Origin of the sequence: Streptomyces vietnamensis (genome assembly GCF_000830005.1) — a bacterium.
GTDB lineage: Bacteria > Actinomycetota > Actinomycetes > Streptomycetales > Streptomycetaceae > Streptomyces > Streptomyces vietnamensis.
Window position 1 is genome coordinate 7,159,721 of record NZ_CP010407.1, and the last position, 16,122, is coordinate 7,175,842.

Sequence of the window (16,122 nt, forward strand, 5' to 3'; positions counted from 1 at the left end):
AGAATGGGTGCCTCCGCACAGGGTCCGTGGGATCTGATGTCCGGCCAGCTGGGGGTCTGGTACGCGCAGCAGCTCGCGCCTGACAATCCGGCGTACAACATCGGTGACTGCACGGAGATCCACGGCGAACTCGACGCGGATCTCTTCGTGCGCGCGCTGCGCCGCACGGTGCAGGAGGCGGAGGCTTTCCGTCTGCGCCTGTGCGTGGAGGACGGGACGCCGCGGCAGTTCCTGGGGGAGGCCGGGGAGGTTCCGGTTCACGTGGCGGATCTCCGGGGGGAGGCTGATCCGCGTGCGGTGGCGCAGGAGTGGATCCAGGCCGATCTGGACACGCCGGTGGAGCTGGTGGGCGGGGCGCTGTCGGGGCATGCGTTCTTCGTGCTCGGGCCGGATCGCTTCCTGTGGTACCAGCGTGCTCACCACATCGTTCTCGACGGCAATGGTCTGTCGCAGTTCGCTGAGCGGCTGTCCCAGGTGTACGAGGTGCTTCGGGCGGGTGGGGATCCGGCCGAGAGTGCTCTGCGGTCGGTGTCCGAGCTGATCGAGACCGACGAGGTCTACCGGGATTCGCAGGAGCGTGACCGGGACCGGCGGTTCTGGCTGGAGACGTTCTCGGACCATGAGGAGGAGACGGCGTCCGAGGGGCCGCAGGGGCGGCGCCTCGCCGGCCGGCCGGTGACCCACCAGCAGGATCTCGGAGTCGACGCGACCGCTCGGCTGCGGGCTGCCGCGAAGCGGCTTCGGGTCAGCTTCGCCGGTTTGGTGATCGCCGCGTCGGCCGTCTACCAGCACCGGTCCACCGGGGCGCAGGACGTCGTGCTCGGAGTGTCGGCCAGCGGCCGCACGAGCATGCGCGAGGTGGGCATCCCCGGCATGACGTCGAACATCATGCCGATCAGGCTCAGGGTCCGCCCGGGCACGTCCGTCGAGGAGCTCGCGCGGCAGACGCAGCGAGCGGTCCACAGCGGTCTGCGTCACCAGCGCTACCAGTACCCGGACCTGCTCAGGGACCTGAAGCGGGTCGGCGGCACCCCGCTGTACGACATGATCGTCGACGTCATGGTGGCCGACCGCCAGATCGGGTTCGGCGACTGCGCGATCACCTGGACCGCCCTCTCCAGCGGGCCTGCCGAAGGCCTGAAGATCGACGTGTTCGGCAAGGCGGGCAAGGCGGCCGAGGGCGGCGTGCAGACCCTCATCGAGATGAACCGCGAGCACCACGACGCCGAAGCGGCGTCGTCGGTGAGCCGCCGGTTCCTGGCCGTGCTGGACTGGCTCAGCAGTGCTCCGGCCACCGCCTCGGTCAGCACCGCCGACCTGCTCGACCCGGCTGAGCGACGGCTGGTGCTGGAGACCTGGAACGACACCGTGGTACCCGGCGAGGCCCTGCCGGTACCGCAGCGGTTCGCGGCCCAGGTGGCCGCGACGCCGCAGGCGGTTGCCGTGGTGGCCGACGGCGCGGCGGTGTGCTACGCCGAACTGGACGAGCGAGCCAATCGTTTGGCGCACCACCTCCTTGCCCAGGGCGTCGGTGCGGAGTCCCTGGTCGGTCTGTGCCTGCCGCGCGGCCTGCAGGCGATCGAGGCGATCCTGGCGGTGTGGAAGGCGGGGGCGGCGTACCTGCCGCTGGACCCGGCGTACCCGGCGGAGCGGCTCGGCCGGCTGCTGGCCGACAGCGGGGCCGGGCACGTGCTGGGCGAAGCGGCGCTGATCGGGGAGCTGGCAGCCCAGGGTGTGCGCACGATCGCCCTGGACGACCCGACGGTGCTGACCGAGTTGATCGCACGACCCACCGCTGCGCCGGAACTCGACGTGACGGCCGACCAGTTGGCCTACGTGATCTACACCTCCGGCTCGACCGGCAAGCCCAAGGGCGTGGCTGTGACGCACCGCGGGCTCGCGAACTACGTGGCCTCGGTGCCGGGACACGTCGGCTTCGGTACGCCGGGCGGTAGGTATGCGCTGCTGCAGCCCACGGTGACGGACCTCGGTAACACCGTGGTGTTCGCGAGCCTGACGACCGGCGGTGAACTGCACGTCCTGCAGGAGGGCGCGGTGACCGATCCGTCAGCCGTGGCCCAGTACCTGGCGGAGAACCGCATCGACTTCGTGAAGGTGGTGCCCTCGCACCTGGCGGCGCTGGGCGCGGCAGCCGGCCTGGCCGCCCTGATGCCGGCCGGGGCGCTGGTGCTGGGCGGCGAGGCGGCGTCGCCGAAGCTGGTCGCCGGACTGCTCGAAGTGGCCGGTGACCGTGGTGTGTTCAACCACTATGGGCCCACTGAGACGACCATCGGCGTGGTAGCCGGCCGACTCGACCGGAAGCCGGTCGACGCGGGCGTGGTGCCGCTCGGGGTGCCGGTGGCCAACACCCGTGCCTACGTGCTGGACGGGTCGCTGAGCCCCGTTCCGGTCGGTGCGGTGGGTGAGCTGTACGTGGCCGGTCCGCAGGTGGCGCGCGGGTATGTGGGTCGTGCCGGTCTGACCGCGCAGCGGTTCGTGGCCTGCCCGTTCGGCCCGGCCGGCGAGCGGATGTACGCGACGGGCGACCTGGTGCGGTGGACCACCGACGGCGAACTGGTGCACCTGGGCCGTACGGACGAGCAGGTGAAGATCCGCGGCTTCCGGGTGGAGCCGGGTGAGGTGCAGGCGGTGCTGGCCGCGCACGAGTCGGTGGCACAGGCCGCCGTCGTCGTCCGCGAGGACTTCCCGGGCGACAAGCGCCTGGTCGCCTACGTCGTTCCCGCCGCCGCGCAGACGGCTGACGCCGCGCGACTGAGTGAGCTCGTGTTCGTGTTCCTGGCCGAGCGGCTGCCGGGGTACCTGGTGCCCTCCGCGGTGGTGGTGCTGGACGAGCTGCCGCTGACGGCCAACGGCAAGCTGAACCGCGCCGGCCTGCCTGCTCCGGACTATCTGTCCTCCACCGCCAAGGCCGTCGGCCGGGGTCCGGCGACGGTGCACGAGGAGATCCTCTGCGGTGTGTTCGCGCAGGTGCTGGGGATGGAGAGGGTCGGCGTCGACGACGACTTCTTCGCTCTGGGCGGCCACTCGCTGCTGGCGATCCGGCTGATCAGCCGGATCCGGACGGTCCTGAACGTCGAGTTGCCGATCCAGGTGTTCTTCGAGATGCCGTCGCCGGCCGGGGTCGCGGCCTGGCTGGCCGAATCGGCGGTCACCGAAGGACGTGCGGCGCTGGTGCCGGCGGAACGGCCGGATCGGGTGCCGCTGTCGTTCGCACAGCGCCGCCTGTGGTTCCTGGGGCAGCTGGAGGGTCCGAGCGTCGCCTACAACGCCGCGGTGGCGCTGCGACTGAGCGGAGAGTTGGACCAGCAGGCACTGGCGGCCGCGTTCAAGGACGTGATCGGGCGGCACGAGGCGCTGCGCACGGTCCTGCCGGCGGTGGACGGTGAGCCGTATCAGCGTGTCCTGTCGGTGGAGGCGTGCGGGTTCGAGCTGTCGGTGGTCGAGGTGGCCCCGCAGGAGCTGGATGCGGCGGTGGCCGAGGCCTCGGGTTACGCGTTCGACCTGTCGGCGGAGATCCCGCTGCGGGCGACGCTGTTCGCGGTGGCGCCGCAGGAGCATGTGCTGGTGGTGCTGGTGCACCACATCGCGGGTGATGGTTGGTCGACGGGACCGATGCTGCGGGATGTGTCGGCGGCGTACGCGGCACGGCTGGGCGGTGCGGCGCCGGTGTGGGAGCCGCTGCCGGTGCAGTACGCGGATTACGCGCTGTGGCAGCGGGAGTTGCTCGGCGACGAGAACGATCCGCAGAGCGTGATCTCGGGGCAGGTGGCGTACTGGCGCGAGGCGTTGGCGGGGGCGCCGGAGGAGCTGGAGCTGCCGACCGACCGCCGGCGCCCGGCGGTCGCCTCGTACCGTGGGCACGAGGCCCTGCTGGATGCCCCGGCCGAGCTGCATGCGCGGGTGCTGGAGGTGGCGCGTGAGCGGGGGGTGACCCTGTTCATGGTGCTGCAGGCGGCGTTGGCGGTCACCCTGAACCGGATCGGCGCGGGCGCGGACATCCCGATCGGGTCGCCGGTCGCCGGGCGCACCGACGAGGCGCTGAACGACCTGGTCGGGTTCTTCGTCAACACGTTGGTGGTGCGGACCGACCTGTCCGGTGACCCGACCTTCGACGAGGTGCTGGAGCGGGTCCGGGAGACCAGCCTGGGGGCGTTCGCGCACCAGGACGTGCCGTTCGAGAAGCTGGTCGAGGAGCTCTCGCCGGCCCGGTCGATGGCACGCCACCCGCTGTTCCAGGTCGTGCTCACCCTGCAGAACACGGAGTCGGCACGGCTGGAGCTGCCCGGTCTGCGCGCCGACCGGGTGCCGACCGGCCTGGTGCACGGCAAGTTCGACCTGGACCTGAACCTGAGCGAGGCGTTCGACGCCGACGGTGCGCCGGCCGGCTTGCGGGGTGTGCTCCTGGCGGCGGCGGACCTGTTCGATGCGCAGACCGTGCGGCGGATCGCGGGCCGGCTGCTCCAGGTTCTGGAGACGGTGACGGCGCAGCCGGGGACGCGGTTGAGCGCCGTGGATGTGATGGGCGCGGATGAGCGTCGCCTGCTCCTGGAGGAGTGGAACGACACGGCGGTCGAGGTGGCGTCGTCGACGCTGCCGGAGCTGTTCGCGGCGCAGGCGGCGCGGACGCCGGATGCGGTGGCGCTGGTCTTCGAGGGCGTCGAGCTGTCGTACGCGGAGCTGGACGCGCGGGCGAACCGGCTGGCGCGGCTGCTGATCGGCCGGGGTGTGGGCCCGGAGTCGGTGGTCGCGGTGCTGATGGAGCGCGGCGTGGAGCTGGTGGTGTCGCTGCTGGCGGTGGTGAAGGCAGGGGGCGCGTATCTGCCGGTCGATCCGGCGTACCCGGATGAGCGGATCGGGTACACGCTGGGTGATGCGGGCGCGCGCCTGGTGCTGACCTCGACTGAACTGGCCGGTCGGCTGGGTGGGTTCGGTGTCGAGGTGGCGGCGTTGGACGAGCCGTCGGTGGTGGAGGAGTTGGCGGCGCTCGATGACGCGGCGGTGGAGGGTGTGGTGTCGCCGGGGCATCCGGCGTATGTGATCTACACCTCCGGGTCGACGGGTCGGCCCAAGGGCGTGGTGGTGACGCATGGCAACGTGACCGGGTTGTTCGCGCAGACCGGGCCGCTGTTCGGCGGGTTCGGGGCGGACGACGTGTGGTCGTGCTTCCACTCGTTCGCGTTCGACTTCTCGGTGTGGGAGTTGTGGGGTGCGCTGCTGCACGGCGGTCGGGTGGTGGTGGTCCCGCATGGGGTGTCGCGGTCGCCGCAGGAGTTCCTGGCGCTGATCGAGCGCGAGCGGGTGACGGTGCTGAGCCAGACGCCGTCGGCGTTCTACCAGTTGGCGGCCGTGGAGGAGCAGCGGCCCGAGGCGGTGGCGTCGGTGCGTGCGGTGGTGTTCGGTGGCGAGGCGCTGGATCCGGACCGGCTGAGCGGCTGGTGGGGGCGTCACGGTGACGGTGGTCCGCGGTTGGTGAACATGTATGGCATCACCGAGACCACGGTGCATGTGACGTTCCGCGAGCTGTCCTCGGGTGAGGGCGGGTCGGGCAGCGTGATCGGGCGCGGTATTCCGGGTCTGGGCGTGTACGTGCTGGACGAGTTCCTGCGGCCGGTTCCGGTGGGCGTGACGGGTGAGATGTATGTCGCGGGTGGGCAGTTGGCGCGGGGGTACCTGGGCCGTGCGGGGCTGACGGCCGAGCGGTTCGTGGCGTCGCCGTTCGGGGTGCCGGGTGGCCGGCTGTACCGCACGGGTGACCGGGCGAAGTGGTCGGGCGACGGCGAGCTGGTGTTCGCGGGTCGTGCGGACGAGCAGGTGAAGATCCGCGGTTTCCGGATCGAGCCGGGTGAGGTGCAGGCCGTCCTGGCCGCACACCCGGGCCTGGAGCAGGCCGTGGTGCTGGTCCGTGAGGACGTGCCGGGCGACAAGCGCCTGGTGGCGTACGCGGTTCCGGCCGACGTCGACGCCGGTGCGGATGAACTCATCGCCAGTCTGCGGGAGTTCGCGGGTGAGCGGTTGCCGTCCTACATGGTTCCGTCGGCGGTGGTGGTGCTGGAGAAGCTGCCGCTGACGGTGAACGGCAAGGTGGACCGCAAGGCGCTGCCGGCCCCCGAGTACGCCGCCGGCGCGGGCCGGGCACCGGCCACGGTGCAGGAGGAGCTGCTGTGCCAGGCGTTCGCCCAGGTCCTGGGGCTCGACCGGGTCGGTGTCGATGACGACTTCTTCACGCTGGGTGGACACTCGTTGCTGGCGATGCGGCTGCTGAGTCGGATCCGTTCGGTGCTGGGTGTGGAGTTGGCGGTCCGTGAGCTGTTCGAGGCGCCGACGCCGGCGAGTCTGGCGGGACGGCTCGGGCAGGCCCGCGAGGGCCGGTTGGCACTGCGTGCGACGGAGCGTCCGGAGCGGGTGCGGCTGTCGTTCGCGCAGCGCCGTTTGTGGTTCCTCGGCGAGTTGGAGGGTGCGAGCGCGACCTACAACACTCCGATGGCTCTGCGCTTGTCCGGGGAGGTGGACCGGGAGGCCCTCGCGGAGGCGCTGCGGGATGTCATCGGACGGCACGAGGTGCTGCGGACGGTGTTCCCGGCAGTCGATGGCGAGCCGTACCAGCGGGTTCTCGGTGTGGAGGAGTGCGGGTTCGAGCTCTCGGCGGTCGAGGTGGCGTCGGAGGGGCTGGAGGACGCACTGGCCGAGGCGGGCCGGTATGCGTTCGACTTCTCGTCCGAGATTCCGCTGCGGGCGACGCTGTTCACGGTGAGTTCGGTCGATCATGTGCTGGTGCTGCTGTCGCACCACATCGCCATGGACGGCTGGTCGAGTGCTCCGCTGGTGCGGGATCTGTCGGCGGCGTATGCGGCGCGGTTGGGTGGCGTGGCTCCGGTGTGGGAGTCGCTGCCGGTGCAGTATGCGGATTTCGCCTTGTGGCAGCGGGAGTTGCTGGGCGACGAGCAGGATCCGTCGAGTGTGTTGTCGCGGCAGGTGGAGTACTGGCGTGAGGCGTTGGCAGGGGCTCCGGAGGAGCTGCCGCTGCCGTTCGACCGGCCGCGTCCGGCGGTTGCTTCGCACCGCGCCCACACCGTGGAGCTGGATGTTCCGGCCGAACTGCACGGGCGTCTGGTGGAGTTGGCGCGCGAGCGTGGGGTGACCATGTTCATGGTGCTGCAGGCGGCTGTTGCGGTGACGCTCAGCCGACTGGGCGCGGGGGCCGACATCCCGATCGGTTCGGCGATCGCCGGGCGTACGGATGAGGCGCTGAACGATCTGGTCGGGTGCTTCGTCAACACCGTTGTCGTACGGACGGATCTGTCGGGGGACCCGACGTTCGAGGAGGTTCTCGGGCGGGTGCGCGAGACGGGGTTGAGCGCGCTGGAGAACCAGGATGTGCCGTTCGAGAAGCTGGTGGAGGAGTTGGCGCCGGCGCGTTCGCTGGCCCGGCACCCGCTGTTCCAGGTCGTCCTGACCCTTCAGAACACCGGCCTGGTAGCGGATGGCGGTGCGCTGGACCTGCCTGGCCTGGGGGCTGAACCGCTGTTGTTGGGTCGGGCGATGGCGAAGTTCGACCTTGATGTGATCGTGGGTGAGGCGTTCGGTGCGCAGGGCGCGCCGGCGGGGATCCGGGGCATGCTGACGGCGGCGGCGGATCTGTTCGATGAAGGTGTCGCGGGTCGGGTCGCGGGCTCTCTGGTGCGGGTGCTGACGGCGATGGCCGATGACCCGCGGGCCCGGGTCGACGCGGTGGATGTGCTGGGCGCGGATGAGCGTCGCCGGGTGCTGTCGGAGTGGAACGACACCACTGCGGCCGGATCCGGGTCGATGGTTCCGCAGGTGTTCGAGGCGCAGGTGGCGCGGACGCCGGATGCGGTGGCCGTGGTGTCCGATGGCGTGTCGGTGTCGTACGCGGAGTTGGATGCGCGGGCCAACCGCCTTGCCCACTATCTGGTCGGCCAGGGTGTTGGTCCGGAGTCGGTGGTGGGGTTGGCGTTGCCCCGTGGTGTGGAGATGATCGCGGGGATTCTGGCGGTGTGGAAGGCGGGGGCCGGGTATCTGCCGGTCGACGTGTCCCAGCCGGCGGAGCGGGTCGCGTTCACGGTGAAGGATTCGCGGGCGCAGTTGGTGCTGACCACCGATGAGGTGCTGGAGGACCTGCCGTCGGTGGGTGTGCGTCTGGTGGCGGTGGACGGCACGTTGACGGCGATGCAGTTGGCGGCGGCGCCGACCACCTCGCCTGGCGTGGCGGTGGATCCGCGGTCGCTGGCGTATGTGATCTACACCTCCGGCTCGACGGGTCGTCCGAAGGGCGTGGCCGTTACGCACGGGGGCCTGGCGAACTACGTCTCCTCGGTGCCGGCCCGGGTCGGTTTCGAGGGCGGCAAGTATGCGTTGCTGCAGGCGCAGGCGACCGACCTGGGGAACACGGTGCTGTTCGCGAGCCTGCTGTCGGGTGGTGAGCTGCACGTCCTGGACGAGGAGGCGGTCACCGATCCGCGCCTGGTGGGCGACTACCTGGCCGAGCACGGGATCGACTTCTTGAAGGTGGTGCCCTCGCACCTGGCGGCGCTGGGTGCGGTGGGCGGTCTGGAGCGGGTGCTGCCGGGCCGGTCCGTGGTGCTGGGTGGTGAGGCCGCCTCGCCGGGGTGGGTCGATGAACTCCTGGCCGCCGCAGGCGAGCGGGCTGTGTTCAACCATTACGGTCCGACGGAGACCACGATCGGCGTGGCGACCACCCGTCTGACGTCGGGTGGGGTGGTGCCGGTGGGTTCGCCGGTGGCCAACACCCGCTTCTACGTGCTGGACGAGCGCCTCGACCCGGTGCCGGTGGGTGTGGAGGGCGAGCTGTATGTGGCGGGCGCGCAGCTGGCGCGCGGCTATGTGCGCCGTCCTGGCTTGACCGCGGAGCGGTTCGTCGCCGACCCGTACGGGCCGGCGGGTGGCCGGCTGTACCGCACGGGTGACCGCGCGAAGTGGTCGGGCGACGGCGAGATCGTGTTCGCGGGTCGTGCGGACGAGCAGGTGAAGATCCGTGGTTTCCGGATCGAGCCGGGTGAGGTGGCCAGTGCCCTGACGGCTCACCCGCTGATCGCCCAGGCGGCCGTGATCGCCCGCGAGGACACTCCGGGGGACAAGCGTCTGATCGCCTATGTGGTCGCGGACGACCCGGAGGATGTGGACGACACGCTCGCGGACGGGGTGCGGACCTTCGTCGCCGCCCGGTTGCCGGAGCACATGGTGCCCTCCGCTGTGGTGGTGTTGGACGCCCTGCCGCTGACGGGCAACGGGAAGTTGGACCGCAAGGCGCTGCCCGCGCCGGACTTCGCGTCGGTGGGCGGGGTGTCGGGTCGTGGGCCGGCATCGGTGCAGGAGGAGATCCTGTGCGAGGCGTTCGCCGAGGTCCTCGGGGTGGAGAGCGTCGGCGTCGATGACGATTTCTTCGCGCTGGGTGGGCATTCGCTGTTGGCGGTGTCGTTGGTGGAGATGCTGCGGGCGCGTGGGGTCTCGGTGTCGGTGAAGGCGTTGTTCCAGACGTCGACCCCGGCGGGCTTGGCGGTCGAGGCGGGTTCGGAGCGGGTGGTGGTGCCGGCGAACCTCATCCCCGAGGACGCCACGGAGATCACCCCGGAGATGCTGCCGCTGGTGGAGCTGACCGAGGCCGAGCTCGAGTTGATCGTGGCGAAGGTGCCCGGTGGTGCTGCGAACGTCGCGGACGTCTACCCGCTGGCCCCGCTCCAGGAGGGCATCCTCTTCCACCACCTGATGAAGGCCGGGCGTGAGGGCGAGCGGGATGTGTATGCCGGGCCGACGGTGCTCGGGTTCGACTCCCGCACGCGGCTCGACTCGTTCCTGAACGCGCTGCAGCGGGTGATCGACCGGCACGACGTGTACCGCACGGCGATCGTGTGGGAGGGCCTGCGCGAGCCGGTCCAGGTCGTGGCCCGACACGCCGAACTGCCGGTCCGGGAAGTCGTGCTGGACCCGCAGGGTGCGGACGCGGCGGAGCAGTTGCTGTCCATCGGCGGCGCCTGGATGGAACTGGACCGTGCCCCGCTGATGGACGTGCACATCGCCGCCGAACCGAATGGCGACGGCTGGCTGGCCCTGCTGCGCGTCCACCACCTGGTGAGGGACGACACGACGACGGACGCGCTGCTGGGGGAGGTGCGTGCCTTCTTGACGGGGCGGGGCGAGTCGCTGTCCAAGGGGCTGCCGTTCCGCGACTTCGTCGTCCAGGCCCGCCTCGGTGTGCCGCGCGAGGAGCACGAGCGGTACTTCGCCGGGCTGCTGGGCGACGTCACCGAGACCACCGCCCCGTTCGGCCTGCTGGACGTGCACGGAGACGGCACGACCGCAGTATCGGTGCGTTCCTCGGTGGAGGCTGAGCTCACGCTTCGACTGCGGGCGATCGCGCGCCGGATGGCCGTGAGTCCGGCGACGGTGTTCCACCTGGCGTGGGCGCGGGTGCTGGCCGCGGTGAGCGGTCGTGAGGACGTGGTGTTCGGCACGGTGCTGTTCGGCCGGATGAACGCCGGGGCGGGTGCCGACCGGCTCCAGGGTCCGTGCCTCAACACGCTCCCGGTGCGGGTGCGGGTCGGCACCTCCGCCGTGGGCGAGGCGCTGGCCGGGATGCGGCAGCAGTTGGCCGAGCTGCTGGTGCACGAGCACGCGCCGCTGGTGCTCGCGCAGCAGGCGAGCGGTGTGGCGGGCGGCAGCCCGCTGTTCACCGCCCTCTTCAACTACCGCAACGGCCGCGGCGGTGCGACGGAGCTCGGCACGGGTCTGGGCACCGGGTTGGAGGAAGTGCGGATCCTTGCCGCCGAAGGGCGCACCAACTACCCCCTGGTCGCGAATGTCGATGACGACGGGAACGGGTTCAGCCTGACCATCGACGCGGTGGCGCCGGCCGATGCGGAGCAGGTGGGCACGATGCTGCACACCTGCCTCCTCCAGCTCGTGACCGCGTTGGAGGAGGATCCGCAGGCGCGGTTCGCGGCGCTCGACGTGCTGGGTGCGGATGAGCGCCGACTGGTGGTCGAGGAGTGGAACGACACGGCGGTCGAGGTCGAGCCGTCGACGCTGCCGGAGCTGTTCGCCGGGCAGGTGGCGCGGACGCCGGATGCGGTGGCGCTGGCCTTCGAGGGCGTCGAGGTGTCGTACGCGGAGCTGGACGCGCGGGCGAACCGGCTGGCGCGGTTGCTGATCGGGCGTGGTGTGGGCCCGGAGTCGGTGGTCGCGGTGCTGATGGAGCGCGGCGTGGAGCTGGTGGTGTCGCTGCTGGCGGTGCTGAAGGCCGGTGGCGCGTACCTGCCGGTGGATCCGGAGTATCCGGCCGGCCGTATCGAGGCCGTCCTCGCCGATGCCGGGCCGGTGTGCGTGCTCGGCACCACCGCCCTGACCGGGGTGGTGCCGGATGGCGTGGCCCGGGTCGCAGTGGACGATCCCGCGGTGGTCGCGGAGCTGGCGGGTCTGTCGGCGCAGGCTCCCGTGGTGGGGGTCCTGCCTGCGCATCCGGCGTACGTGATCTTCACGTCGGGCTCCACCGGGCGTCCGAAGGGCGTTGCGGTGCCGCATGCGGGGATCGTGAACCGTCTGGCGTGGATGCAGGAGCTGTCCGGGCTGTCGGCCGGGGACCGGGTGCTGCAGAAGACGCCGTTCGGGTTCGACGTCAGCGTGTGGGAGTTCTTCTGGCCGCTGGTGCAGGGCGCGGCGCTGGTGCTCGCCCGTCCGGGTGGGCACCGGGAGCCCGCCTACCTGGCCGAGTTGATCCAGCGTCAGGACATCACGGTGACGCACTTCGTGCCGTCGATGCTGGAGACGTTCCTGCGCGAGCCGGCGGCCGCCGACTGCACGGGGCTGCGGGCGGTGTTCTGCAGTGGTGAGGCGCTGCCGGCGCCGTTGCGGGACCGGTTCCTCGAACTGCTGGACGGCGTACCGCTGTTCAACCTGTATGGGCCCACGGAGGCGTCCGTCGACGTCACGGCCGCGCGCTGTGCCGTCGGCGACGGTGCGGTGGTGCCGATCGGTGGGCCGGTGGCCAACACCCGGGTGTACGTGCTGGACGCTTCGCTGTCCCCGGTGCCGGTGGGTGCCGAGGGTGAGTTGTACCTGGAGGGTGTGCAGCTGGCGCGCGGGTATGTGGGGCGTGCCGGTCTGACCGCGGAGCGGTTCGTGGCCTGCCCGTTCGCCGAGAGCGGGAGGATGTACCGCACGGGTGACCGGGTCCGCTGGAACGCCGACGGTCAGCTGGTGTATCTGGGCCGTGCGGACGAGCAGGTGAAGATCCGCGGCTTCCGGATCGAGCCCGGCGAGGTCCAGGCCGTCCTGGCCGCCCACCCTGCCGTGGCCCAGGTCGCGGTTGTCGCTCGCGAGGACGTCCCGGGTGACATCCGCCTGGTGGCGTACGCCGTTCCGGCCGGCTCGGACACGCCGTCGGACGAACTCGTGTCCCTGCTGCGGGAGTTCGCGGGTGAGCGGTTGCCGTCCTACATGGTTCCGTCGGCGGTGGTGGTGCTGGACGCGCTGCCGGTGACGGTCAACGGCAAGCTGGACCGCAAGGCCCTGCCCGTTCCGCAGCACACGACGGGTGGGGGCCGTGCGCCGGCCAGTGTGCGGGAGGAGATCCTCTGCGAGGCGTTCGCCGAGGTCCTCGGCTTGCCGGCGGTCGGGGTCGATGACGACTTCTTCACGCTGGGCGGCCATTCGCTGCTGGCGGTGGCCCTGGTGGAACGTCTGCGAGTGCGGGGTGTGTCCGTGGCGGTGCGGGCGCTTTTCGAGACGCCGACGGTGGCCGGGCTGGCAGCCGCACAGGCCTCCGAGGGGGTCGTGGTGCCGGCGAACACCATTCCCGTCGACGCGCGGGAGATCACGCCGGAGATGCTGCCCCTGGTGGAATTGGACGCCACCGAGATCGAGCGGATCGTGGCCACGGTCGAGGGCGGTGCGGCCAATGTGGCCGACGTCTACCCGCTGGCCCCGCTCCAGGAGGGCATGCTCTTCCACCACCTGATGGCGGATCAGGGCGCCGAGGCGGATGTCTACATGCGGCCGTCGGTGCTGGGATTCGACTCGCGGGAGCGGGTGGACGCGTTCCTGGAGGCGCTGCAGTGGGTGATCGACCGGCATGACGTGTACCGCACGGCGTTCGTGTGGGAGGGGCTGCGCGAGCCGGTGCAGGTGGTGTCGCGTCGGGTGGAGCTGCCGGTCCAGGAGGTCGTGCTGGACCCGCAGGGCCCCGACCCGGTGGAGCAGCTGGCAGCCGTCGGCGGATCGTGGATGGATCTGACCCGGGCGCCCCTGATGACGGTCCACATCGCGGCGGAGCCCGGCGGTGACCGCTGGCTGGCACTGCTGCGAACCCACCACCTGGTGCAGGACCACACCTCGGTGGACGTGCTGTTCGGGGAGCTTCGGGCGTTCATGTCCGGTCGGGGCGACGCGTTGCCGGAGCCGCTGCCGTTCCGCGACTTCGTGGCGCAGGCCCGCCTGGGCGTCCCGCGCGAGGAGCACGAGCGGTACTTCGCGGAGGTGCTCGGGGACGTCACCGAGACGACGGCGCCGTTCGGTGTGCTGGACGCGTACGGCGACGGCAGTACCACCCACCAGGCACGCCTCGTGGTGGACGATGAACTGTCCTGCCGCCTTCGTGAGGTGGCGCGACGCGAGGGCGTCAGTGCGGCCACCGTCTTCCACCTGGCGTGGGCGCGGGTGCTGGGTGTGGTCAGCGGCCGTGACGACGTGGTGTTCGGCACGGTGCTGTTCGGCCGGATGAACTCCGGGGCAGGTGCCGATCGGGTGCCGGGTCTGTTCCTCAACACGCTGCCGGTGCGCGTGCGGTTGGACGGACAGAGCGTGGGCGGGGCGCTGTCCGGGATGCGGCACCAGTTGGCGGGGCTGCTGGTGCACGAGCACGCGCCGCTTTCGCTGGCGCAGCAGGCGAGCGGGATGACGGGCGGCAGCCCGCTGTTCACCTCGATCTTCAACTACCGGCACAATCAGGCCGCCGCGCGGAACTTCGACTCCGGCTTCGAGGGCGTCGGCGTGCTCTCCACGCGGGACCTGACCAACTACCCCCTGAGCATTGCCGTCGACGACGATCAGACGAGGTTCGGCCTGACCGTCGACGCGGTGGCTTCGATCGACCCGCAGCAGGTGGGGTCGCTGTTGCACACCTGCCTGCGCAATCTGGTCGCGGCCCTGGAGGATGCCCCGGAGCAGACGCGGCTGGGAGAGGTCGGCGTCCTCGGTGAGGCGGAGCGGGAGCGGCTGCTGACCGGCTGGAACGACACGGGTGTTGCTGCTCCTGTGCTGTCGGTGGCGGAGGTGTTCGCCGGGCAGGTGGCGCGGACGCCGGATGCGGTGGCGGTGGTGGCCGAGGGCATCGAGCTGTCGTACGCGGAGTTGGATGTGCGGGCTGCCGCGTTGGCGGGTGTGTTGCGGGATCACGGGGTCGGCGCGGAGTCGCTGGTGGGTGTGGTGATGGACCGCTCGGTGGAGCTGCTGGTGGCGTTGCTGGCGGTGGTGAAGGCGGGTGGTGCGTATCTGCCGGTGGATGTGGAGTCTCCGTCGGAGCGGATCGCCTATGTGCTGGATGACGCGGCGCCGGTGTGTGTGCTGACCACGCGGGATGCCGCTTCGCGGGTGCCGGGGTCGGTGGAGGTGCCGGTGCTGGTGGTCGACGGTGAGCGGCTGCCGGCCGGGTCGGCGCGGGTGACCGGCGTCGGGGTGGGTCTGGAGTGTCCGGTGTATGTGATGTACACCTCGGGTTCGACGGGTGTGCCCAAGGGTGTGGTGACCACGCAGCGGGATCTGGTGGAGTTGGTGTCGGCTTCGCACTGGGGTGTGGGGTCGGGGGACCGGGTGTTGTTCCAGGCTCCGCATGCCTTCGATGCCTCTTCGTACGAGGTGTGGGTGGCGTTGCTGTCGGGTGCGGCGGTGGTGGTGGCGCCGGCGGGTGCGGTGGATGCGGTGGTGCTGCGGAAGCTGCTGGTCGACTGTGCGGTGTCGCACGTGCATGTGACGGCGGGGCTGTTCCGGGTGGTCGCGGAGCAGGATCCGGGGTGTTTCGCGGGTGTGCGTGAGGTGTTGACCGGTGGTGATGTGGTGCCGGTGGGGGCGGTGCGGCGTGTGCTGGAGGCCAGTGCGGGTGTGGTGGTGCGGCACCTGTACGGGCCGACGGAGGTGACGCTGTGTGCCACCCAGTACGAGGTGGGTTCGCCGGAGGTGCTGGGTGAGGTGCTGCCGATCGGTGGGCCGTTGGACGGTACCCGGGTGTATGTGCTGGACGAGTGCTTGGTTCCGGTGCCGGTGGGTGTGGCGGGTGAGTTGTATGTCGCGGGTGCGGGGTTGGCGCGTGGTTATCTGAACCGTCCGGGGCTGACGGGTGAGCGGTTCGTGGCGGATCCGTTCGGTGCGGTGGGTGGTCGGTTGTATCGCACGGGTGACCGTGTGAAGTGGTCGGCGGACGGCCGGCTGGTGTTCGCGGGGCGTGTGGATGAGCAGGTGAAGATCCGTGGGTTCCGGGTGGAGCCGGCCGAGGTGGAGTCGGTGGTGGCCGGGCACCCGCAGGTGGCGCAGGCCACGGTGATCGCACGTGAGGACGTGCCGGGTGACAAGCGCCTGGTCGCGTACGTCGTCGGGGACGGCGACAGCACCGAACTGGCCACCACCGTCCGCGAGTTCGTGGCTGGGCGGTTGCCGTCCTACATGGTTCCGTCGGCGGTGGTGGTGCTGGACGCGCTGCCGCTGACCGTCAACGGCAAGGTGGACCGCAAGGCCCTGCCCGCCCCCGAGTACGCCGCCGGCGCGGGCCGGGCACCGGCCACGGCGCAGGAGGAGCTGCTGTGCCAGGCGTTCGCCCAGGTCCTGGGGCTCGACCGGGTCGGCGTGGAGGACGACTTCTTCGCTTTGGGTGGCCACTCCCTGCTGGCGACCCGGCTGGTCAGTGAGGTGCGGGAGTCACTCCGGGCCGAACTGCCGATCCGGGCGGTGTTCGAGGCACGGACGCCGGAAAGGCTCGCCGGCTGGCTCGCCGGTCAGAACGAGACCCAGAGCACGGCCAGGCCCACTCTGCGGCCGATGCGCAAGCAGGAGGACCACTGATGATTCCGTTGTCGTCTG

The 16,122-nt window shown here is 71.0% G+C and carries 1 protein-coding gene; it reads left to right on the top strand.

Features of this window, described 5'->3' with window-relative positions:
• The first annotated feature begins 3 nt into the window (after nt 1-3).
• Nucleotides 4-16,104 carry a non-ribosomal peptide synthetase gene (locus tag SVTN_RS32200; protein WP_078908586.1) on the top strand — a complete coding sequence of 5,367 codons (16,101 nt, stop codon included), beginning with the start codon at nt 4-6 and terminating at the stop codon, nt 16,102-16,104.
• Nucleotides 16,105-16,122 lie beyond the last annotated feature (18 nt).

Excerpts from the sequence above, each read along its gene's own strand:
- SVTN_RS32200 (WP_078908586.1), top strand. The coding sequence starts at position 4 with ATGGGTGCCTCCGCACAGGGTCCGTGGGATCTGATGTCCGGCCAGCTG.